A 21,881-nucleotide genomic window follows, 5' to 3' on the forward strand; every position below is an offset into this window, starting at 1 on the left:
GAATCTCCTTTATGCTGTTATGCCGTGGTTTTGTTCGATGTGAGTTGCGTGGTGCGGCACGCGGCGTGCGACGCGGCCCGTCAGCGCTCCCACGCGGGCTTCCAGCCCTCGACGTTGTGCTGCGTGTTCTCGGAGTAGACCATGGTGTCGTCGGGCACGGCGTGGCGGATGACGGATCCGGCGCCGGAGGTGACGTCGTCACCGACCTCGACGGGCGCGACGAACAGGTTGCCGGCGCCGATGTGGCATCCGGAGCCCACCACGGTCCGGTTCTTGTGCACGCCGTCATAGTTGGCGGTGATGGTGCCGCCGCCGATGTTCGTATGGTCGCCGAGCGTCGCGTCGCCCACGTAGCTCAGGTGCGGGACCTTGGTGCCGTTGCCGATATGCGCCTTTTTCATCTCGACGAAGGCGCCGGCCTTCGCCTCCTCGCCGAATTCGTTGCCCTGGCGCAGGTAGGTCCACGGGCCGATGTTGGTGGCGCGCCCGATGTGGGACTCCTGCACGCGGGAGCGCTCCACGACGGCCTGTGCATCCACGGTGGCGTCGATGAGGGTCGTGTACGGGCCGACGACCGCCTCCTCGCCGATCACGGTATGGCCTTGGAGGAACGTGCCGGGCAGGATGGTCGCGTCGCGTCCGATGCGCACGTCGTCCTCGATCCATGTGGTGTCCGGGTCGAGGATGGTGACACCCTCATGCATCCACGCCTCGCACACGCGGCGGTTGTGCGCCTTGGCGAGGGCGGCGAGCTGCACGCGGTCGTTCACGCCTTCGACGCTGAGCGGGTCGGGAGCGGTGAAGGCGCCCACCTTGCCGGCCGAACGCGCGGTCTCGAGCGCGTCGGTCAGGTAGAACTCGCCCTGCGCGTTGTTGGACTTGAGATCGGCAATGGCCCGGGCGAGCAGTTCGGCGTCGAACACGTACACGGAGGTGTTCACCTCCTGGACGGCGAGCTCGCTGCGGTTCGCGTCCTTCTGCTCGACGATGCGCAGCACGTTGCCCTCACGGTCGCGGATGATGCGGCCGTATCCGGTCGGATCGTCAAGCACGGTGGTAAGCACGGTGGCGCCGTTGCCGGACTCGTTGTGGAATTCCACGAGGCGTCGCAGCGTCGTCGCATCCAGCAGCGGCATGTCGGAGGCGGCGATGAGCACCGGTCCGGTCAACGGACCGGACTCCCCCAGCTGCGCCATCGCGCACTGCACGGCGCGTCCGGTGCCGGGAATGTCGTCCTGGTCGACGATTGTGACCGATTCGTCGTAGGAACGCGCGGCCTCGGCGACGCGTTCGGCCTGGAAGTGGACCACCACGGCGAGGGTCGACGGTTCGAGCGCCCTGACGGAGTCCATCACGCGATTGAGGAAGGTCTTGCCGGCGAAGGTGTGCAGCACCTTCGGCTTCTTCGATCGCATGCGGGTGCCTTCTCCCGCGGCGAGGATGATTGCGGCGGTCACTGCCGAGGATGCCATAAGCGTGTCGTTCCCTTCACTTGGCGTGTTCTTGTTCCAGCATCTAACGATAGACGGCCGCCCGGATGAGCCGGACGGCCGTCAGTATCGGTGCAGGCGTTCCCCCACCTGGATTCGAACCAAGACAAAGGGTTCCAAAGGCCCGTGTGCTGCCATTACACCATGGGGGACCGGCGGCCGGAGCCGCCAAGTGTTTATTTATACCATAAGCTCAGGCGAAAAGGAAACCCTGGCCGTGATGCTCGGGGTACGTGTCGAACAGCTCGGCGACGGAACCGTCCTCGAACACCGCGCGGATGGCGCTGGCCAGCAGCGGCGCGATCGACAGGACCGTCAGGCCGTCCCAACGCTTCTCGTCCGGAATCGGCACCGTGTCGGTGAGCACGACCTCGCGGGCGCCGCACGCCTTGAGGCGTTCGATGGCCGGGCCGGAGAGCACGCCGTGCGTGGCGACGACGGTCACCGATGCGGCGCCGGCGTCCTTGAGCACGTGGCAGGCGCCGGCGATGGTGCCGGCGGTGTCGATGAGGTCGTCGACGAGCACGCAGTCCTTGCCCTTGACGTCGCCGACGACACGGTTGGCGACGGCCTGGTTCGGACGAGTGATGTCGCGCGTCTTGTGCACGAAGGCGAGCGGGCCGCCGCCGAGACGCTGCGCCCATTGCTCGGCCACACGGATGCGGCCGGCGTCCGGGGAGACGACGGCGACGTTGTCGAGGTGGCCCTGGAAGCGGTCGCGGATGTAGTCGACGAGCACCGGCATGGCGATGAGATGGTCGACCGGACCATCGAAGAATCCCTGCGACTGGGCCGCATGGAGGTCGACGGACATGATGCGGTCCGCGCCGGCGGTCTTGAGCAGGTCGAAGACGAGACGGCAGGAGATGGGCTCGCGGCCGCGGTGCTTCTTGTCCTGACGGGAGTAGCCAAGCAGCGGGCAGACGGCGGTGATAGAGCGGGCGGAGGCGCGCTTGAGCGCGTCAATCATGATGAGCTGCTCCATGATCGCCTTGTTGATCGGCTGGTAGTGGCTCTGCAACACGAACACGTCGGCGCCGCGGACCGATTCGGTGTAGCGCACGTACATCTCGCCGTTCGCGAAATCGTACGCGGTGGTCTCCAGCACGTCGATGCCGAGCTGTTCGGCGACGTCCTGGGCGAGTTTCGGATGAATCCTTCCCGTAACGAGAATCAGGTTCTTGTCGGGCTTTCCTTCGAGGATTGCGCTCACCGTATCTCCCAAACGTTGTTATGCAGTTGTCGATGGTCGTTGTTCAAGTGTAATGGTGATAGCCGACCGTTCGGGCCGTGCCGGCGGCATGCGTCGGCGGCACGCGGCATCAGTGGCCGGCGTCGATCCATGAGCGGATGGATTGCCTCACGGCCTGCGCATAGATGTCGCTGCCATCGGGGTGGATGCCGTCCGCGGCGAGATGGTCGGCGTTGGCCGTGGCCATGGAGTCCCAATCGGCCACGAGCACGTTGTCGGGGTGGTTGCGGGCGAAGCCGGCGAGCAGCTGGTTGTTTTCGGGGATCCATGTGCGGTCGCCGTGCGCATTGACGAGCACGAGCACCCGGTCAGGCCCCACCAATTCGAGATACCGGTCGAGCTGGTCGGGCGGCATTGGACCGTTCGTCGCCAGACCGACGACGACCCACGGTCGCAGGCCCGCCGCCTTGCCCGAGATTATGCCGAGGCCCGCGAAGCTGGAACGCGACACCTGCGCATCGATGTCGATGCCGGGAAACATGCTCTGCAGCCCTTTGGATCCGGCAAGCATGACGGAATCCCCCACCGCCGTAATCTCGTCGCCCGTCGGCATCTCATGCAGAGGTCTGCGCGGAGCCGGCACGCCCGCACGTTCGAGGCCGCGCCCGGCTTCGAGTCGCGCCGCCTGACGCTCGAGCGCGACCTCGACGGAGGACCTCTCCGGCGCGTCCCTGACGGCGCAGACGCCGCCGGCGACGACGAGCAGCAGTACAATCGCGGCGCAGACGGCCCGTACGACGTCCTTCCACGTGAAGCCTGCGGAGAGGACGATGACGGAGCTCACGCCACCATCGGCGGCGGGCCGTTCCACCAGATTCCACGAGACGGCGGCCGCGACGATCGAGACCGCGACGGTGACCGGCAGCACCCAGACCGTCACGCCCACCCCCGGCATGAGCCTGGGCAGCGCGGACGAGACGATCAGCCAGACCGGCCAATGCCACAGATACAACCCGTACGAATACCTGCCGATCGCGGCCAGAGGACGGAACACGAACTGCGACTGCATCCATGAATCGGTCTGGATCGTTCCCGCGATGAGAAGCACCGCGAGCACGCTCGCGACCGGAATCCCCCATCGGAACGCGCCCTCACCCTGATCGCAACGGACGGCCATGACGATGAGCGCTATCACGGATGCGAACGCCACGACGGGCGCGAACACCCGCCTTATGCGCACGGGGACGGGCGGCTTGCCTGCGATCACGGTGACGGGACGACGGTGCACGATAATCCATGCGAGGGCGACGCCGAGCATGAAGCCCATGGAGTGTGTGTCGGTGCCGAAATAGACGCGCGTAGGGTCGGCTCCCGGCACGTACAGCATGTTCATGGCCCATGCGGAGCCCGCCGCCAAGGCGATCGGGATGAACACGGCGCAATGGCTGCGGCGCACCCGATGCATGATCCAAGCGACGAACGGGACCACGAGATACAGCTGCGCCAGCACGGAGACGAACCACAGATGACGCAGCAGCTGGGGGTTCATCTGGCCGAAGTAGCTGTTGCCGCTGGCGATCGCGTACCAGTTGTAGCAGCCGAACGCCACAGTGACGATCTGGTCGCGGATGTTCACGAGCAGATCGCGGTCGAACCACCAGGCGGCGGCGCAGACGGCGGGCACCATGAGCACGAGCGCGGGGTAGATCCTGGCGAACCTGCGCGGCCAGTACCGTTCGAGACCGATTCCCTCGCCCGCCTCGAGCCGCGAGAGCAGACCGACGGCCGCGAGGAATCCGGACACGGTGAGGAACACATCCACTCCGTAGAATCCTCCCGGAAGCCACGACTGTTCACAGTGATATAGGACGATGGCGATCAGCGCCAGCCCCTTGATGCCGTCAAGCCCTACGTAATGCCGACACTTCACAGTTTTCTTCTCTTACTTCCCGCTCGTCTCTGGTCAGGATCATCCGGTTTCAAACCGCGGACAACCGTATATTAGTAGTCCCTCTCCGCACCGACACGCCACGACGGGCCAGGTTCGCACCATATGACCATATGCATGTGGGCGGCATATGGGCGGCATATGGGCGGGCCCGGAACCGAATGAACGGCTCCGGGCCCACACTAGGCGACGGCCGATGCTCCGTCGCCGGTCATCACTCCCATTCGATGGTCGCCGGCGGCTTGGAGGTGCAGTCGAGGACGACTCGGTTGATCTGGCGACATTCGTTGGTGATGCGCGTGGAGATCGTGGCGAGCACGTCGTAGGGGACGCGCGACCAGTCGGCGGTCATGGCGTCCTCGGAGGAGACGGGACGCAGCACGATCGGGGAGCCGTAGGTACGCTCGTCGCCCTGCACGCCGACGGAGTGCACGTCGGCGAGCAGCACGACCGGGCACTGCCAGATGTCGCGGTCGAGGCCGGCGCGGGTGAGCTCCTCGCGGGCGATGGCGTCGGCCTCACGCAGCACGTCGAGGCGCTCGCGCGTGATCTCGCCGACGATGCGGATGCCGAGGCCGGGACCGGGGAACGGCTGACGCCAGACGATGGCGTCGGGCAAGCCGAGCTCGGTGCCGATGGCGCGCACCTCGTCCTTGAAGAGGGTGCGCAGCGGCTCGATGAGCTGGAACTTGATGTCCTTGGGCAGACCGCCGACGTTGTGGTGGCTCTTGATGTTGGCGGCGCCGTCTCCGCCGCCCGATTCGACGACGTCCGGGTAGAGGGTGCCCTGCACGAGGAACTTCACTTCCTTGCCGCGGGCACCGGCCTCCTCGAGCACCTGGCGCTGGGCCTTCTCGAAGGTGCGGATGAACTTCTCGCCGATGATCTTGCGCTTGCGCTCGGGCTCGGACACGCCCTTGAGGGCGTCGAGGAAGTCGTCCGCCGCGTCGACGGTGATCAGGCGGATGCCCGTGGCCTCGACGAAGTCGTGCTTGACCTGTTCGACCTCGCCCTTGCGAAGCAGGCCGTGGTCCACGAACACGCAGGTGAGCTGGTCGCCGATGGCCTTGTGCACGAGGGCGGCCGCCACGGCGGAGTCGACGCCGCCGGACAGGCCGCAGATGACTTCGGCGTCACCGACCTGTTCGCGGATTTTCCCGACCTCGGTCTCGATGATGTTGGAGGCGTTCCAGTCGTCCGGCAATCCGGCGCAGCGGTGCAGGAAGTTCTCGATGAGCTTCTGGCCGAGCGGGGAATGCTTGACCTCCGGGTGCCACTGCACGCCGTAGAGGCCACGGGATTCGTCGGCCATGGCGGCGACCGGGGCGCCCTCGGTGTGGGCGAGGACCTCGAAGCCCTCGGGTGCCTGCTCGACGGCGACGCCGTGGCTCATCCACGTGGTCTGGCCGGCCGGGGACCCGGCGAGGATGCCCTCGGCGCGGTCCACCACGGCCTCGGTCTTGCCGTATTCGCCAAGGGCCGCCTTGTCGACCTTGCCGCCGAGCTCGTAGGCCATGACCTGGAAGCCATAGCAGATGCCGAGCACGGGGACGCCGGCGGAGAAGACCTTCCTGTCGATGGTGGGGGCGCCCTCCTCGAAGACGGAGGCAGGCCCGCCCGAGAGGATGATCGCCTTGGGATCCTTCGCGAGCATCTCGTCGACCGGCATCGAATGGGGCACGAGTTCGGAGTACACATTGGCCTCACGCACGCGGCGGGCGATGAGCTGGGCGTACTGGGCGCCGAAATCGACGACGAGCACAGGACCTGTTGCCATGGAAATTCCCCTAACGTTTATCGGGATGTAACTTGATGACTTGCCAGTTCATTATCCCTATCGAGCCAGACAAGGCAAAACAACGTATTTTCATGTGCGTAAACCGCATTCGCAACGTGTGGCGGCGTAGTCAACACGCCGGTAGTGAACATAACGAAACGAACGCGAACCGAATGCCGGAAAGCTGTGTTTGGGCTGGAATTCCAACGTTTTCACCACCGCCTCCCTCATTTTTGATGTGCACATTCACCGGATGGATACACACAAAACCAGCAAAATACAGCACAATTCCGAACACACCCGCAAGAAATCGTTCAAAAGTCGCGTTGTCCACGTACCATATCGAGTGATTGGGAGCGGAAACCGCATGGCCGCAAGGCTGTGGAGGCACCGCGACCGAGTGGAAATAATCAATCGCACGATTACCGTGCAGGAGTACAGGAGTACACATGACGAATCCTGTTATTGGCACCCCTTGGAAGAAGCTGAACGCTCCGGTTTCCGAGGAAGCCCTCGAAGGCGTGGACAAGTACTGGCGCGCCGCCAACTACCTCTCCATCGGCCAGATCTACCTGCGTAGCAACCCGCTGATGAAGGAGCCCTTCACCCGCGAGGACGTCAAGCACCGTCTGGTCGGCCACTGGGGCACCACCCCGGGCCTGAACTTCCTGATCGGCCACATCAACCGCTTCATCGCCGACCACGGCCAGAACACCGTGATCATCATGGGCCCGGGCCACGGCGGCCCCGCCGGCACCTCGCAGTCCTACCTGGACGGCACCTACACCGAGACCTTCCCGAAGATCACCAAGGACGAGGCTGGTCTGCAGAAGTTCTTCCGCCAGTTCTCCTACCCGGGCGGCATCCCGTCCCACTTCGCTCCGGAGACCCCGGGCTCCATCCACGAGGGTGGCGAGCTGGGCTACGCCCTGTCCCACGCCTACGGCGCCATCATGGACAACCCGAGCCTGTTCGTCCCGGCCATCGTCGGCGACGGTGAGGCCGAGACCGGCCCGCTGGCCACCGGCTGGCAGTCCAACAAGCTCGTGAACCCGCGCACCGACGGCATCGTGCTGCCGATCCTGCACCTCAACGGCTACAAGATCGCCAACCCGACCATCCTGTCCCGCATCTCCGACGAGGAGCTCCACGAGTTCTTCCACGGCATGGGCTACGAGCCGTACGAGTTCGTCGCCGGCTTCGACGATGAGGACCACATGTCCATCCACCGCCGCTTCGCCGAGCTGTGGGAGTCCATCTGGGACGAAATCTGCGACATCAAGGCCACGGCCCAGACCGACAACGTGCACCGTCCGTTCTACCCGATGCTGATCTTCCGCACCCCGAAGGGCTGGACCTGCCCGAAGTACATCGACGGCAAGAAGACCGAGGGCTCCTGGCGTTCCCACCAGGTGCCGCTGGCCTCCGCCCGCGACACCGAGGCCCACTTCGAGGTCCTCAAGAACTGGCTCGAGTCCTACAAGCCGGAGGAGCTGTTCGACGAGAACGGCGCCGTCAAGGATGATGTCCTCGCCTTCATGCCGAAGGGCGAGCTGCGCATCGGCGCCAACCCGAACGCCAACGGCGGTGTGCTCCGCACCGACCTGAAGCTGCCGAACCTCGAGGACTACGCCGTCAAGGAAGTCGAGAAGTACGGCCACGGCTGGGGCCAGCTCGAGGCCACCCGTCGTCTGGGCGTCTACACCCGCGACATCATCAAGGACAACCCGCAGATCTTCCGCATCTTCGGACCGGATGAGACCGCCTCCAACCGTCTGCAGGCCTCCTACGAGGTCACCAACAAGCAGTGGGACGCCGGCTACATCTCCGACGAGGTCGACGAGCACATGCATGTCTCCGGCCAGGTCGTCGAGCAGCTGTCCGAGCACCAGATGGAAGGCTTCCTCGAGGGCTACCTCCTGACCGGTCGTCACGGCATCTGGAGCTCCTACGAGTCCTTCGTGCACGTGATCGACTCCATGCTCAACCAGCACGCCAAGTGGCTGGAAGCCACCGTTCGTGAGATCCCGTGGCGCAAGCCGATCGCCTCCATGAACCTGCTGGTCTCCTCCCACGTCTGGCGTCAGGACCACAACGGCTTCTCGCACCAGGATCCGGGTGTCACCTCCCTGCTGCTGAACAAGTGCTTCCACAACGACCACGTCATCGGCATCTACTTCGCCACCGACGCGAACATGCTGCTGGCCATCGCCGAGAAGTGCTACAAGTCCACCAACAAGATCAACGCCATCATCGCCGGCAAGCAGCCGGCCGCCACCTGGCTGTCCCTCGACGAGGCTCGCGCCGAGCTCGAAAAGGGTGCTGCCGCCTGGGATTGGGCCTCCACCGCGAAGTCCAACGATGAGGCCGAGATCGTCCTCGCCGCCGCCGGCGACGTCCCGACCCAGGAGATCATGGCCGCCTCCGACAAGCTCAAGGAGCTGGGCATCAAGTTCAAGGTCGTCAACGTGGCTGATCTGCTCGCTCTGCAGTCCGCCAAGGAGAACGACGAGGCCCTGTCCGACGAGGAGTTCGCCGACATCTTCACCGCCGACAAGCCGGTGCTGTTCGCGTACCACTCCTACGCGCACGATGTGCGTGGCCTGATCTACGATCGCCCGAACCACGACAACTTCAACGTCCACGGCTACGAGGAGGAGGGCTCCACCACCACCCCGTACGACATGGTTCGCGTGAACGAGATCGACCGTTACGAGCTGACCGCCGAGGCCCTGCGCATGATCGACGCCGACAAGTACGCCGCGAAGATCGACGAGCTCGAGAAGTTCCGTATCGAGGCCTTCCAGTTCGCCGTCGACCACGGCTACGATCACCCGGACTACACCGACTGGGTGTACTCCGGCCTGAACACCTCCGAGAAGGGCGCCATCACCGCCACCGCCGCCACCGCCGGCGACAACGAGTGATGCCGTCACCTTCACTGAGGTGATCGCGATCCGTTGAGGATGGAAGAGGCCCGGGCCACGTGCCCGGGCCTCTTCGCATATCCGTACGACATCGGTGGCAGTATTGATGGTGAACGATAACAGACACGATACAATGATGAGTGGTTCCATACACCACTGATCATCAAAGGAGACTGACACCAGTGACCGTCACCCGTGTATACATCGCAAGTCCCGAAGGCGCCAACGGGCGCAACGTCGTCGCATACGGCGTGCTCAATGCATTGACTTCCAAATACAAGACGATCGTCTTCCGACCGGCGGTATCCAACCATGACCATTTCACCCCCGTCCTCCTCTCCGCGTCCAACGCCGGACTCGGCGTGGCGCTGTCCACCGGTCTGGACATCCACAAGGTCCGCGCGGACAAGGAGACCGCCCGCGGCGACATCGTCGGCGCCTTCAACGACGCCATGTCGGTCGCCCGCGCCGATGCCGCGTTGATCGTCGGCACGGACAAGTCCCACGTCAACGACCCCACCACCTACGAGTTCAACGCGAACGTCGCCGCCGACCTGCAGGCGGGCGTCTTCCTGTCCATCTGCACCATCGACCGTTGGCCGGACGAGCTCGACGAAACGGTCAAGCTCTCCATCGAAGGCATGGAGGCCGCCGGCAACAAGGTGCTGGGCGTCTTCGTGACCGGCTGCGAGCCGCGCCACGCGTTCTCCGTCAGGCAGACCCTCGCCAAGTACGGGCTGCCCGTGTGGACGATCCCCCAGGTGCCGTTCACGGACGAATCCAACAAGACCCTCGCGCTGGACACGTTCCGCGCCAACGCCCCCACCGAGGAGGTGCTGGCCGCGCTCGACGTGGACGTCGACTTCCCGGTCACGCCGTACGCGTTCCAATTCGGTCTGCTCGGCAAGGCCAAGTCCAACAAGAAGACCATAGTCCTGCCCGAAGGCGAGGAGGACCGCATCATCAAGGCCGCCGACTTCCTGCTCGAACGCGAGGCGGTCAACCTGATCATCGTCGGTGACAAGGACGCCATCCTGGCGCGGGGCAAGGAGCTGGGGCTCAGGTATCTCGAACGCGCACGGTTCCAGAGCAAGGACGACGAGAACATCCTCAAGCCCATGATCGCGAAGCTGTGCGAGCTGCGCGCCAAGAAGGGCATGACCGAGGAGCAGGCGCGGCAGCAGCTCCAGGACGCAAGCTACTTCGGCACCATGCTCGTGGTGCTCGGCTATGCCGACGGTCTGGTCTCCGGCTCGATCAACTCCACGGCGAACACGGTGCGTCCGGCCCTGCAGGTCATCAAGACCAAGCCCGGTCAGAAGCTCGTCTCCGGCGCGTTCCTCATGTGCTTCAAGGACCACGTCGCGATCTTCGCCGACTGCGCCATCAACCTCAACCCCGACGCCGAGCAGCTCTCGGAGATCGCCATCCAATCCGCCGAGACCGCCCGGGCGTTCGGCATCAAGCCGAAGGTGGGCATACTCTCCTACTCGACGCTCGGCTCGGGCAAGGGCCCCGACGTCGACATCGTCGAGGAGGCCACCCGCCTCGTCAAGGAGAAGGCCCCCGATCTGCCGGTCGTCGGCTCCATCCAGTTCGACGCCGCATGGTCGCCGACCGTCGCGGCGACGAAGGCCAAAGGCAACGACGTCGCCGGGCATGTCAACGTGTTCGTGTTCCCCGACCTGTGCGCGGGCAACATCGGCTACAAGGCCGTGCAGCGCTCCTCCGGAGCCATCGCCATCGGCCCGGTGCTGCAGGGACTCAACCGGCCGGTCAACGACCTGAGCCGCGGCGCCCTGGTGCAGGACATCATCAACACCGTCGCACTGACCGCCGTCACCGCGCAGTGACGTCCCCGCGCATGCGTGCGACGTCGAGGCGAGGAAACGCCGGATGACGAAACGCGGCCCGTCTCCCTGATGGGAGGCAGGCCGCGTTTTGTAGCAAGCAGCGAGTATTCTAAACACTTGGAAAGCCGTGTTTCGCGGCCACAACACACACAATGGAGGATGCCCACAATGGCGAAAACCGTCCTTGTCATCAATTCCGGTTCCAGCTCGATCAAGTACCAGCTGGTGGACCTCGAGACCGGCGAAGGTCTCGCTTCCGGCCTCGTCGAGAAGATCGGCGAGCCGATCGACGGCCACTACAAGCACGAGTACAACGGCGAGAAGCACGAGCTCGAGGAGCCGATCCACGATCACGAGCAGGGCCTGAAGCGCGTCCTCGGCTTCTTCGAGGAATACGGCCCGAACCTCGCCGAAGCGGGCATCGTCGCCGTCGGCCACCGCGTGGTCCAGGGCGGTTCCATCTTCCCGAAGCCGGCCCTCGTCACCGACAAGACCATCAACCAGGTCAAGGACCTCGCCGTCCTCGCCCCGCTGCACAACGGCCCGGAGGCCAAGGGCGCCGAAGTCATGCGCTCCCTGCTGCCGGACGTGCCGCAGATCTTCGTGTTCGATTCCTCCTTCTTCTTCCAGCTGCCGAAGGCCGCCAGCACCTACGCGCTGAACAAGGAGATCGCCGACCAGTACCACATCCGCCGCTACGGCGCCCACGGCACCTCCCACGAGTTCATCTCCTCCGTGGTCCCGGACGTCGTCGGCAAGCCGGCCGAGGGTCTCAAGCAGATCGTCCTGCACATCGGCAACGGCGCCTCCGCCTCCGCCGAGGTTTCCGGCAAGCCGGTCGAGACCTCCATGGGCCTGACCCCGCTCGAGGGTCTCGTCATGGGCGGCCGCACAGGTGACATCGACCCGGCCGTCGTCTTCCACCTCATCCGCAACGCCCACATGAACGTGGACGAGCTGGACGCCCTGTTCAACAAGCGTTCCGGCATGACCGGCATGACCGGCTTCGGCGATCTGCGCGAGGTCCACCGTCTGGTGGCCGAAGGCAATGAGGACGCCAAGCTGGCCCTCGACGTCTACGTGCACCGCATCGTCAGCTACATCGGCAACTACACCTACCAGATGGGCGGCTGCGACGTGATCACCTTCACCGCCGGCGTCGGCGAGAACGACGACATCGTGCGCAAGATGGTGTGCGACAAGCTGGCCCCGTTCGGCGTCAAGCTGGACGAGGAGAAGAACGCCACCCGCTCCAAGGAGCCGCGCATCATCTCCACTCCGGATTCCTCCGTGATCATCGCCGTGATCCCGACCAACGAGGAGCTGGCCATCGCCCGCAAGTCCGCCGCCATCGCGGAAGCCGGCGAGGACACCTACGGCAACACGTTCACCAAGTGAATCATGTAGCCGAGCGGGTTTCATTCCGCTTCGGCATATGAGCTGAGGGCTGCGATTCCGATGAATCGCAGCCCTCAGTGCTATTCACGCCATCATATGGGCACCTGCGATGCACGGTGATGCCCGACGGTTCCCCACCGCCGGGCATCATCTGCGTCAACGACCCAGCAGCGTCCTCCACATGCCGGGGAAGTCCGGCAGCGTCTTGCGCGTGGTCTCCACGTTCACGATGCTCACGCCGGGCACGCGCAGGCCGATCATCGCGGCGAACGTGGCCATGCGGTGATCGGCATACGATTCCATCACGGCGCCGTGCAGCGTTCCACGCGGCACCGGTGTGATCTCGATGCCGTCGTCGAGTTCGCGAGCCTCTCCCCCGATACGCCGTATCTCGTTGACGAGCGCTTCGAGACGGTTCGTCTCGTGCCCGCGCAGATGACCGATGCCAATCATGCGCGTCGGCGCGTCGGCGAATACCAGAATGGCGGCCAGGGACGGCGCGATCTCACCGGCCGCGGTCAGGTCGAAATCGCCTAGCCCGTGAATCATGCCATCGGACGTGACCTGGCAGTAGCGGATGCCGTGCTCCTCGGGGAACGTGACCGTCGCTCCCAGGCGTTCCAGATAGCCGGGAAGCAGACCACCCGGCTGCGTGGTGTGTTCCGGCCAGTGCGGCACCCGGACCGTGCCGCCCGCGATCAGCGCCGCGCCAAGGAACGGCGCCGCATTCGACAGGTCGGGTTCCACGACGACGCGTTCGGGCAATTGCAGGGTGCGCGCCGCGACTGTCCACGTGTGCGGGGCGGCGTCATCGACGTCGACGTCGCCGCCCGCGCCCTGTACGTCGCTGACGGTCATGCGGATGTGCGGCAGACTCGGCGTCTTCGCTCCCGTATGCCGCAACTGCAGGCCATGAGGCAACCGCGATCCGATGAGCAGCAGTCCCGAGATGAACTGGGACGAGTCGGACGAGTCGATGGATACTTCGGCCGGCGTCTGCGCGTCGGCGTGCGGGACGGCACCATCGTCGCCGCAATCATCGTGAAGATGCGTCGGCGGAGTCACGGTGAACGGCAAATGCCCTTCCCGCCCGTGGTATTCGATGGTCGCCCCCAACTGTTCGAGACCGTCCAGCACGGGTTTCATCGGACGCGCGTACGCCTGACGGTCACCGTCGAAACGCACCGGCCCGTCGGCGAACAATGCGAGTCCCGGCACGAACCGCATCACCGTGCCGGCCAGACCGCAATAGACGTCGACATCGCCGCGGAATCGACCGTCGGCGGGAGGGACCACGGTGACGGTGGTTCCGACATGCTCGTCGACATGGCATGCGACGCCGAGGGCGCGCAACGCGTCCATCATCAGTTCGGTGTCGCGCGAACGGAGCAGCCCGACGAGCGTGACCGGCTCCGATCCCAATGCGGCGAGGATGAGATACCGATTGGACAGTGACTTGCTGCCGGGAACGGTGACGTCGGCATGCAACGGCCCGTGCGCCGTCGGCGCGGGCCACAATGTGTTCTGCAATTCGCTCATGCCGCCATCATAACGGGACTGCGGGGAACACGAAGCCGCGCCCCTCACTTGTTGGATTGGGCGTCGTAGCCTTCCTGCAGGACCGCATTGAGTTTCTTCAGCAGCGTGGAGGGATCCGCGTTCTCGCGTGACTGGCGGAGCTTGTCCTGGAACTCGTTGATCGCACCGGCGGAAGTGTCGAGATCGACGAGCTGCGCGGACAGGTTCTGCAGCTGTGTCATCTGCTCCGAATCCGAGTCGAGGGCGTTGGGCGATCCGATGGTCTTGATCTGGTTGACGATGTCGGTCATCTGGTCGAGTGATTGGGTGAGCGTGACCGAGAATTCGGACACGACCTTCGCCTTCGCCTTGCCGAGCGCATCGGTGGAGGTGCGGCAGGAGGCGATGTACTGCTCGTATTGTGCGGTGAAATCGTCATCGTATATCGTGCCGCTCGGCGTCGAGCCGCACGCATCGGTCATGGCGGAGAGGGCCTGCGCGGATTCGGCGAGGTTGGTCGACAGTTCGGCGAACCGTATGGCCTGACGTTGGTACGATGCGTAGGCGACGGCGACGTCATCGTTCCTGGTGACCTTGAGATCCGCGAAACCGGTGGCGGAATCGCGCAGCTTCGTCGCCTGGACCTTCAAGGCGCTCGCTTTGGCTGCATCGTATGCGCCATCCTGCGAGTAGAGGAATCCCAGCGCGTCGTCGATCGCGGCGGACGTCGCCTCATACTGTTTCTGCAGGGCGGCGGTGCGCTTCGTCCCTTCCGAATAGTCGGACGCCCTCACCGTACTGAACGGGCGGATGACGGCGATCGCCGCGATCAACGCGACGACTGCGATCGCGGCGACGACGGTGGCGACGACCATGCGCAACGGCGGACGGCGACGCGGCAGTTCGACGGGGGCGATGAGCTCGTCGAAGTCCGGGGACTCGATGGGACGCGGCGTGTTCCCGTGGGCGGCGTCATCGCCGAGCGTATCGGCATGTGTGTCGTCGAGGAGGTTCCCGTTCTGCTGGTCGTCGGTCATACCTTCTCCTTCATGCGACGGACGGCGGGAATATGGGGCGCGGCATCGGTTCGGCCCCGTATGGCGGTATCCCAGTGTACCTACGAGAGAAGACCACAGCACGTCACATTCAGCGGTCTGATGCGATGCGCGACTCGGGCATGCTCCCCCGGCGTTCCCGCTGTTCCGCGGTCTGCGCGTGCATGAGCTCCATGGAGACGCGATCGGCCTCGATGGCGGCGATCTGACGCGAGAACACGATGAACCATCCGAGGAACAGCAGGCCGGCGAGCGCCTCCACGTTGGTGAGCGTGTTGTGGCCGAGCATCATGTTGGCCCAGAACGCCGCGCACAGCAGCGCGGCGAGGTCGGAACCGACCATGACCACCTTGCTGATGCGGGGCGCCAGCCATGGCAGCATGACGAACAGCACGAGCATGATGAACGGCAGTCCCTTCGCGCAGATGTTGTGCATGAGGTTGTGCGGCGTATACCGGAACGCGCCGATGCCGATGAACGCGAGTCCGGACATGGTGAGCAGCACGGTGAGCACGCCGATGCGGGCCATGAAATGCGGGATGTCGTACCCGCGGTTCGGGTCCTCGCGCGTGTGGTCGTGCCATAGGCGCATGAGACGTTCGGTGGTGACGAGTTCGGAGACGGCGAAGTAGCTGACGATGATGACGCATACGCCGGCGAGCATGAGCGTCGAGTTGAACATGGTCGCCGCGAACGTGGTGCGGTCGCCGAGCTGGGAGAAGTTGTTGTGGTACCAGTACGGGTCGTCGGTGGTGAGGCCCGCGACGCATACGCCGGAAATTACGAAGAACGGCAGCAGCGCGGCGAGCGTCTTCGCGCTCATCATCTCCGCCTGCACGAATGTCATGTAGCCGACGACGCCGGCGAACGCGGCGCATACGGACGACATGTAGCCGACGAACAGCGTGCCCATCATCTCGTTGATGGCGCCGAGCATCGCGAACGTGGACAGGAACGTGGTGGCCGCGTACACGACGGACAGTGCGAGCGTCTCGAACGTACGGCGCAGCGGGACGAGCCAGCCGGCCTTGAGCGTCATCGAGCGCGAGTGGCTCATGTAGCCGGCGCAGAAGGAGATGACCGCGCAGGCGGCGACGATGCCCGAGCACACGGAGAAACGACGTTGCGACACCTGCCAGATGGCGGGTGCGTAGTCGAGGTACGTGTTCATGCCGATGGCGCCGACGCATGCACACACGATGAAGGCGATGAGGCCTCCCGTCTCGGCGCGCTGATGGCGCCCCATGCGCATTCCCTCCATGAGGCCTCCTCTCTTTTCGCCGTGTCTCCGCCATTGCGGCCGTGTTGCGTCATACCGTATTGTACAATGACTGATTGTGCTCATTGAGGCCATCGAGGTGAGCCGTTGACGGGCCGTAGCGCAGTTTGGTAGCGCGCCTGCTTTGGGAGCAGGATGTCGCGGGTTCAAATCCCGCCGGCCCGACTGAAAGCCCTACTCCTGCTTAGGATTTGCGGCTTCGCCGTTCGAGGTAGAAGACCGCTTGGTAACGATGGGTAACGATGACCGCAGACCTCAGCCTCAGTTGGCTGTGCGGAAAAGAAAAATCCCCGGGGTTTCATGATGTTTCGCATGAGTGACGTTCCGGGGCATTCGCTAGTAATATAGCCGCCACGAGTCCTGAAAGTCAACCCGTCACGCTTGCCGACCTACAACAATGGTTCTCGACCGAGCGCATGAGCACGTATGTGCGCTCCGCACAGACAACCGATTGCGACGTGATCGACCTGCATGTGTGGAACGGACGGATTTCCAAGGCCTTGCTCGAAGACATAGCTCATGTGGAGGTGCTACTGCGCAATTTCATTTCCGAGCGCCTCGCCAAAGCCTGCGGGCACGAGGACTGGTACAGGGACGATGCAAAGTTCCGGTTCAATTCGTCCAAGACAAGACGGTTCGAAACATCGGTTACGGAGATCGAGCGACAGATACGGCATTCAGGCAAACCGGTCACACCGGGACACGTGAATCGCCGACATGTCGCTCGGCTCATGGTGTTTCCTGCTCTCCTCCAGATTGGAACAGACCGTGTGGAGAGCTTTGCGTGATCCGGCGAACGGCGGTATGCCGAACTACCCATCGCGCAAGCGCGCCGTATTCGAAAGTCACGTCAAGACAATGCGCGACCTGCGCAACCGGCTATCGCATCAGGAGCATCTGGTGCTCGACAACCTCACGGACGAAGACCGGTATCTCGACGGGCAGTGTGCGAATCTCGATTGGATCGCCCGCGTCATCGACCCGAAAGCCGCCGACTGGATTCGCAGCCAGTCAAGAGTGAAGGCGCTTCGCGCAAAGCGCCCATAGTTATGGGCAACGATACCGCAACGACCTGTGGGGACTCTACCCGACGCGCCAGCCGCATGCACCGAACTTGCGGCGAGCGCATCCCTTATCATCACCACACGCTATCCCGTCGGAACGCGCTCAGTCATCCCAGATAACTAACGATCCTCAAGAATACCGTTCCTCAATCATTCCGATTCGTTTGAGTGGATGTGTTTACGTCGATTGACAGGACGTTACGATCCTAGAACAGCCACGGGGCAGCCATATCGTTGGCTCGGCGGATCAGTGCCTTCTGCAACGCGTAATCGTCCGCATTGGGCACGGTGACCTCCTGGCCTTTGTTGTCATACATGAGACCGGGATACCGGGATCCCGGATTCGGCGTCATGATCATATTGGCCAGGAACCTGCCCGACTCTTTGGGACCTGGCAGTGTGTGACGTATGAGACGCTCGCCGATTCCGACAAGGCCTTTGAATCCGGAACTTAGGTTCGACCGCATGATGCCCGGATAGAATCCCGTAACCGACGCAGACGGGCGCTCCTCACGAAGTGTGCGGTGCAGATATGCGGTGTATAGGACCAGCGCCGCCTTGGACGACTCGAACGCCGCCATTTGTACGAAACCACGCTGACTATTGAGATCGTCGATATCGGGCCTGCGCTTGATCGGACCGCCGACATTGATGATGGATGGACCGCTCTCTCGGCCGACGGCTTTAAGAAAGTTCTGTGTGATAATGAACGGGGCCAGGAAGTTCGTTGCGAACATCGTCTCGAAACCATCGGCGGTGACCTGTCGTTCAGACATATTGATGGCGGCGTTATTCACCAGCACGTCGACGGACTCCGCCTGATCGACAACGCGAAGCGCGGCATCACGAACCGAAGACATGCTGGCCATATCGCACGGTATGACGGACACTTTGGCCTGATGAGTCTGCTCGACTTCCTGCTTGACAGCAGCGGCCCGTCGTTCGCTTCGGGCCAGCAGAATGATATGAACCGGATTCGGAGCCAAGGCGAGCAACGTCTGCCTACCCAATCCTGATGTACCGCCGGACATGACAATCGTAGTCATCTGCTCGTTCTCCGTCATACAAACCGCTCCTTGCCATACGCCGTTCGATTCCGGAAGCCTCGCAGCAGGGAAGCCTATCCACAACGGTAATCGAAAACCATCAATACCTCATTGTAATCCAATAGGTTTCAGACGATCCAGCGGCGGCCACGTGATTCACCCATTCCATTGTGTTACAGTGTTCATACATCAGCACTACTTTGGTGAGGAGCTTGTGATGGCCGATACCGCGACAATCAGTTTCCGCACGGATCCGCAGGTCAAACAGCGGGCGAAGGAACTATACGAGTCGATGGGCTTGGACCTGTCGACAGCATTGAACATGTTCCTTCGACAGTCATTGACCGACAACGGCATGCCGTTCCGCGCCACGAGGGAGAACCCGCTGAACATGGAGGCCCGCCGTCAGGCCGACGCTCGGGAGGGTGCCACGTTCCCGTCTGTGGACGATCTGATGAAGGACCTGGTGGATGCTTAGATCCGTCTTCCGCACCACGCAGTTCAAGAAGGACTTCAAAGGACTGCTGAAGAAGCATTACGACCCGGACAAGCTGCGGCGTGCCGTGGAGGCGTTGATGGCTGAAGACCGCGATCTGTTGTCGACCAAGTATCGCGATCATGCACTGGTCAACAACTGGAAAGGATATCGGGAAATCCACATCGAGGGAGACCGGCCGCTCATCTACCGCATCGAACGCGATGAGCTGCAGCTGGTGCTGACCCGTACCGGATCGCACGACCAGCTGTACTGACATGCGATGCCGGATATGCCACTTCCTTGTCGGATGCGATCCAAGTCAATTGCGACACGCTGATGCCCTCCCCTCCCGTATACGGCAAGGATGGTAACGATGACCGTCACGATGGACAATCCCAGCCCGATCAACCAAACTTCCCAAAATCCAGAATCGACTTGATTCCAACGACAATCAGCCCACCCAAACCCAGCCGGACAAGCCAATCGAACACCCACCCAAACAGGATGTCGCCGGTTCAAATCCCGCCGGCCCGACCGTAAGCCCTCCTCCCGCTTGGGAAGTGGGGCGTTTTTGTTTTATCCGTTTCGCAACGGTTTATCCGATTGTATGAGCCTTCGCCAGTTTGTGTGGAGCAGTGATGCTCCACACAAAGAACTGAGAAATGTTGTGCGGAGCGCCGGTGCTCCACACATTGAATTCAGGTGGGTGCTCATGGCCTGTGTGGAGCGATAATGCTCCACACTTGTGCCGGAATCCCCATATACGGCACGTGTGGAAAGCCCGCTCTCCACACTTTCGCCCCTCCTTCATCGTTGCGTATTGTGTGGAGCGATAATGCTCCACACAACCTTCAACAGATGCCCTGCAAATCTTGTGTGGCGAATCTCTGCTCCACACGCCAGGATCCGACCCTTGTGTGGAGCGCCGGTGCTCCACACTCGTGCCGGACCCATATGCGTAACGGGTGGAAAGCCCACTTCCACCCGTTACGCATTGTGTGGAGCGATTGTATCGATGTCCACACCGGCCGCACTGCGCCGCAGGTGTCCTGTCCCCACCCTCGGAAACCTGCTGCGAGCCGCGATGGAAGGCCCTGCCTCTGCTTCCCTATTTCATTATCCATGCACCGAACAGGAAGCACGGCGGGCTGCGCAGAGCGTCAGTTCCGGGGCATTCGCCGGTAGCATGGATGGCATGGACGATGAAGAACGATTCCCCCTGCCTGCGGATTTGCCCAAAGCCGAGTTCATGATGCCCGGCCCGGAGCGAGACCGGCTGGTCGGGCTCATTCTCGATGGAGTCAAGACCGCCACCGCCACGCTGCTGATCGACTATCAGGAATGCGGCGACCCACTGCCTCAAGTCGGCGACCGGTCCGTACTGATGGATTCCGACGACCAGGGCGTCGCGGTGCTCGTCACCACCGCGGTCGACGTAGTCCGATTGTGCGACGTCACCGACCGGCAAGCCATCGATGAGGGCGAGGGCGACGTCACCGCGGCCGAATGGAGAAGAACCCACGAAACGTTCTGGAATTCTCCCGACTACCGCGCTTGTTTCGTCGATACCGATTTCCCGATCGACGACGACACGCCCGTTGTTTTAGAGCATTTCAAGGTCACACGACTCCCATGATAATATGAAGTTGACTTCACATGAAGGAAACTTCAGGTTCAAATCTGCAACTTCCGGATTAGGCAAGTCACGCAGCACTATTTCCACTACCCGCAAGAACGGAGGTGATTCGGACCGGTGAGGACGAGGCTTCGCGAATACCGCAAGGCGGCGGGCATGACGCAACAGGAACTGGCGGACACGGTGCACGTGTCCTCACGGACAATCATCTCCATCGAAAAAGAGCAATACAGCCCGTCTCTCATGCTCGCCTACCGAATGGCCCGGGTGTTCGGCGTCAGCGTCGAGGACCTGTGCCTGTTGGAGGAGAACATGCGCATCGACGATGAGGAGAACGGTTATGCGTAGGAACAACAAGAACAACGGAAAACCGCCACGCGGCAAGGCGCGTGAAAGCACACTGTTCGCCGGCACGGCGCTGACGGTCGCGGGGACCGGCTTGTGCGGCGTGCTTGTACAGGACGCCCGTCTGGTCCCCATGCCGCTGTGGCTCTCCATCACGGTCTGCGTGCTGCTGACCGCAGCCGGAATCGCGCTGATCGTGTTGAGCTTCGTGAAGCCGCGTCCATTCGATGCCGACGAACTGCGCCAGCTCGCCAACACGCCGAAAGGCATGGACAAGGAAGCGCGAAGGATCCGAACACTCATGTTCGCTGCGGCCGGCATCACGGCGGCATGGAGCATTCTGCAGATCGCCGCCGGCGGCATCCGCTATGGCTGGTCGAGCGCGGAGTTCCGGGATTGGTGTACGTCGGTGACATGGGGGTTCGTCGTCGCGGTCATCTTCCTCGTCGGCGGACTGGTGGGCCGCACCATCCATCCCCTGCCGCGCGACGACGAACGCGAGACGCTCATCAAGCTCAAGGCCGAGGCGGCGACGTCGCGGATCATGGCCTTCATATGCCTCGCCGCGGAGATGCTGATGCTGACCGCCTCGTTCGCATTCGAGGACATGCGCCTCATGTATGTCGGCATCGGGTTCCTCGCCGCGTACATCATCCACATCCTCGTCACGCTGTTCGCCAAGCGGCATTACGACAACCGCATGTGACGCCCGTCGTGGCGGCACCGGACGACTGTCACGGGGCCGCCCGCGCAACCGGCTCAGATGACGACGCTCAGATGACGACGCCGTCGCAATGGTCGATCTCATGCTGGATGATCTGCGCGGTCCAGCCGGTGAACGCGGCGCGTCGCGCACGCCATCGCCGGTCGAGCCA

At 63.2% G+C, this 21,881-nt stretch carries 19 protein-coding genes and 2 tRNA genes; 11 read left to right on the plus strand and 10 right to left on the minus strand.

Features of this window, described 5'->3' with window-relative positions:
- Window positions 1-80: 80 nt before the first annotated feature.
- From glmU to guaA, 5 genes are all read right to left on the minus strand, one after another.
- On the minus strand, window positions 81-1,472 hold the full coding sequence (gene glmU, locus BFAL_RS03320; RefSeq protein WP_055427013.1) for a bifunctional UDP-N-acetylglucosamine diphosphorylase/glucosamine-1-phosphate N-acetyltransferase GlmU: 1,392 nt from the start codon (window positions 1,470-1,472) through the stop codon (window positions 81-83).
- A 99-nt stretch (window positions 1,473-1,571) separates the two neighbouring features.
- Window positions 1,572-1,642: transfer RNA gene (locus BFAL_RS03325), tRNA-Gln, on the minus strand.
- Between the two features lie 41 nt (window positions 1,643-1,683).
- Complete coding sequence (locus tag BFAL_RS03330) at window positions 1,684-2,703, minus strand: ribose-phosphate diphosphokinase (RefSeq protein ID WP_055427014.1); 1,020 nt, start codon at window positions 2,701-2,703, stop codon at window positions 1,684-1,686.
- A 109-nt stretch (window positions 2,704-2,812) separates the two neighbouring features.
- On the minus strand, window positions 2,813-4,612 hold the full coding sequence (locus tag BFAL_RS03335) for an acyltransferase family protein (protein WP_055427015.1): 1,800 nt from the start codon (window positions 4,610-4,612) through the stop codon (window positions 2,813-2,815).
- A gap of 232 nt (window positions 4,613-4,844) precedes the next feature.
- The gene (guaA, locus tag BFAL_RS03340) at window positions 4,845-6,407 is read right to left on the minus strand and encodes a glutamine-hydrolyzing GMP synthase (RefSeq protein ID WP_055427016.1); all 1,563 of its coding nucleotides are present in this window, start codon (window positions 6,405-6,407) and stop codon (window positions 4,845-4,847) included.
- Window positions 6,408-6,856: 449 nt separating this feature from the next.
- Here guaA and BFAL_RS03345 point away from each other — a divergent pair, with 449 nt between their 5' ends.
- The 3 genes from BFAL_RS03345 (at window position 6,857) to BFAL_RS03355 (ending at window position 12,585) form a co-directional block, all read left to right on the plus strand.
- A complete protein-coding gene (locus BFAL_RS03345; RefSeq protein WP_055427017.1) occupies window positions 6,857-9,334 on the plus strand; it encodes a phosphoketolase in 2,478 nt (825 codons plus the stop codon).
- Between the two features lie 182 nt (window positions 9,335-9,516).
- Complete coding sequence (pta, locus tag BFAL_RS03350; protein ID WP_055427018.1) at window positions 9,517-11,187, plus strand: phosphate acetyltransferase; 1,671 nt, start codon at window positions 9,517-9,519, stop codon at window positions 11,185-11,187.
- Between the two features lie 168 nt (window positions 11,188-11,355).
- Complete coding sequence (locus BFAL_RS03355; protein WP_055427019.1) at window positions 11,356-12,585, plus strand: acetate/propionate family kinase; 1,230 nt, start codon at window positions 11,356-11,358, stop codon at window positions 12,583-12,585.
- Window positions 12,586-12,741: 156 nt separating this feature from the next.
- On the opposite strand, the gene aroA is transcribed toward BFAL_RS03355, so the two are convergent.
- From aroA to BFAL_RS03370, 3 genes are all read right to left on the minus strand, one after another.
- Window positions 12,742-14,124 (minus strand): 3-phosphoshikimate 1-carboxyvinyltransferase, encoded by a 1,383-nt coding sequence (gene aroA / locus BFAL_RS03360; RefSeq protein ID WP_055427020.1) that lies wholly within the window; start codon window positions 14,122-14,124, stop codon window positions 12,742-12,744.
- 44 nt (window positions 14,125-14,168) lie between these two features.
- Entirely contained in the window at window positions 14,169-15,140 is a 972-nt protein-coding gene (locus BFAL_RS03365) for a hypothetical protein (protein WP_055427021.1), read from the minus strand.
- A gap of 109 nt (window positions 15,141-15,249) precedes the next feature.
- Complete coding sequence (locus BFAL_RS03370; protein ID WP_055427031.1) at window positions 15,250-16,404, minus strand: hypothetical protein; 1,155 nt, start codon at window positions 16,402-16,404, stop codon at window positions 15,250-15,252.
- A 124-nt stretch (window positions 16,405-16,528) separates the two neighbouring features.
- Between BFAL_RS03370 and BFAL_RS03375 the strand changes: the two genes are divergently transcribed.
- From BFAL_RS03375 to BFAL_RS03385, 3 genes are all read left to right on the plus strand, one after another.
- A tRNA-Pro gene (locus BFAL_RS03375) sits at window positions 16,529-16,602 on the plus strand.
- A gap of 251 nt (window positions 16,603-16,853) precedes the next feature.
- Window positions 16,854-17,225: an Abi family protein gene (locus BFAL_RS03380; RefSeq protein WP_055427022.1), complete on the plus strand. Its 372-nt coding sequence runs from the start codon at window positions 16,854-16,856 to the stop codon at window positions 17,223-17,225.
- A gap of 16 nt (window positions 17,226-17,241) precedes the next feature.
- Entirely contained in the window at window positions 17,242-17,484 is a 243-nt protein-coding gene (locus tag BFAL_RS03385; RefSeq protein ID WP_152973516.1) for a hypothetical protein, read from the plus strand.
- A 223-nt stretch (window positions 17,485-17,707) separates the two neighbouring features.
- On the opposite strand, the gene BFAL_RS03390 is transcribed toward BFAL_RS03385, so the two are convergent.
- A complete protein-coding gene (locus BFAL_RS03390) occupies window positions 17,708-18,565 on the minus strand; it encodes an SDR family NAD(P)-dependent oxidoreductase (RefSeq protein ID WP_055427024.1) in 858 nt (285 codons plus the stop codon).
- A 199-nt stretch (window positions 18,566-18,764) separates the two neighbouring features.
- On the opposite strand from BFAL_RS03390, the gene BFAL_RS03395 reads away from it, so the two are divergent.
- From BFAL_RS03395 to BFAL_RS03415, 5 genes are all read left to right on the plus strand, one after another.
- Window positions 18,765-19,025: a type II toxin-antitoxin system RelB/DinJ family antitoxin gene (locus tag BFAL_RS03395; RefSeq protein ID WP_055427025.1), complete on the plus strand. Its 261-nt coding sequence runs from the start codon at window positions 18,765-18,767 to the stop codon at window positions 19,023-19,025.
- On the plus strand, window positions 19,018-19,299 hold the full coding sequence (locus BFAL_RS03400) for a type II toxin-antitoxin system RelE/ParE family toxin (RefSeq protein ID WP_055427026.1): 282 nt from the start codon (window positions 19,018-19,020) through the stop codon (window positions 19,297-19,299). Before BFAL_RS03395 ends, BFAL_RS03400 begins: the two co-directional genes overlap by 8 nt.
- Window positions 19,300-20,220: 921 nt before the next feature.
- A complete protein-coding gene (locus tag BFAL_RS03405) occupies window positions 20,221-20,661 on the plus strand; it encodes an ASCH domain-containing protein (RefSeq protein ID WP_055427027.1) in 441 nt (146 codons plus the stop codon).
- Between the two features lie 117 nt (window positions 20,662-20,778).
- Entirely contained in the window at window positions 20,779-21,009 is a 231-nt protein-coding gene (locus BFAL_RS03410; protein ID WP_055427028.1) for a helix-turn-helix transcriptional regulator, read from the plus strand.
- The gene (locus BFAL_RS03415; RefSeq protein WP_055427029.1) at window positions 21,002-21,712 is read left to right on the plus strand and encodes a hypothetical protein; all 711 of its coding nucleotides are present in this window, start codon (window positions 21,002-21,004) and stop codon (window positions 21,710-21,712) included. Before BFAL_RS03410 ends, BFAL_RS03415 begins: the two co-directional genes overlap by 8 nt.
- A 67-nt stretch (window positions 21,713-21,779) precedes the next feature.
- Here the strand turns inward: BFAL_RS03415 and BFAL_RS03420 are convergent.
- Window positions 21,780-21,881 (minus strand): peptide deformylase (locus BFAL_RS03420; RefSeq protein ID WP_174514755.1); only part of this gene is annotated, 102 nt, incomplete at its 5' end.

The sequence above is a fragment of the Bifidobacterium aesculapii genome (genome assembly GCF_001417815.1).
GTDB lineage: Bacteria > Actinomycetota > Actinomycetes > Actinomycetales > Bifidobacteriaceae > Bifidobacterium > Bifidobacterium aesculapii.

What these genes read in the sequence shown, in the direction of transcription:
- glmU (WP_055427013.1), bottom strand. Translation starts at nt 1,472, where the DNA reads ATGGCATCCTCGGCAGTGACCGCCGCAATCATCCTCGCCGCGGGAGAA.
- guaA (WP_055427016.1), bottom strand. Translation starts at nt 6,407, where the DNA reads ATGGCAACAGGTCCTGTGCTCGTCGTCGATTTCGGCGCCCAGTACGCC.
- BFAL_RS03345 (WP_055427017.1), top strand. Translation starts at nt 6,857, where the DNA reads ATGACGAATCCTGTTATTGGCACCCCTTGGAAGAAGCTGAACGCTCCG.
- BFAL_RS03355 (WP_055427019.1), top strand. Translation starts at nt 11,356, where the DNA reads ATGGCGAAAACCGTCCTTGTCATCAATTCCGGTTCCAGCTCGATCAAG.
- aroA (WP_055427020.1), bottom strand. Translation starts at nt 14,124, where the DNA reads ATGAGCGAATTGCAGAACACATTGTGGCCCGCGCCGACGGCGCACGGG.
- BFAL_RS03365 (WP_055427021.1), bottom strand. Translation starts at nt 15,140, where the DNA reads ATGACCGACGACCAGCAGAACGGGAACCTCCTCGACGACACACATGCC.
- BFAL_RS03370 (WP_055427031.1), bottom strand. Translation starts at nt 16,404, where the DNA reads ATGGGGCGCCATCAGCGCGCCGAGACGGGAGGCCTCATCGCCTTCATC.
- BFAL_RS03380 (WP_055427022.1), top strand. Translation starts at nt 16,854, where the DNA reads ATGAGCACGTATGTGCGCTCCGCACAGACAACCGATTGCGACGTGATC.
- BFAL_RS03385 (WP_152973516.1), top strand. Translation starts at nt 17,242, where the DNA reads ATGCCGAACTACCCATCGCGCAAGCGCGCCGTATTCGAAAGTCACGTC.
- BFAL_RS03390 (WP_055427024.1), bottom strand. Translation starts at nt 18,565, where the DNA reads ATGACGGAGAACGAGCAGATGACTACGATTGTCATGTCCGGCGGTACA.
- BFAL_RS03395 (WP_055427025.1), top strand. Translation starts at nt 18,765, where the DNA reads ATGGCCGATACCGCGACAATCAGTTTCCGCACGGATCCGCAGGTCAAA.
- BFAL_RS03400 (WP_055427026.1), top strand. Translation starts at nt 19,018, where the DNA reads ATGCTTAGATCCGTCTTCCGCACCACGCAGTTCAAGAAGGACTTCAAA.
- BFAL_RS03405 (WP_055427027.1), top strand. Translation starts at nt 20,221, where the DNA reads ATGGACGATGAAGAACGATTCCCCCTGCCTGCGGATTTGCCCAAAGCC.
- BFAL_RS03415 (WP_055427029.1), top strand. Translation starts at nt 21,002, where the DNA reads ATGCGTAGGAACAACAAGAACAACGGAAAACCGCCACGCGGCAAGGCG.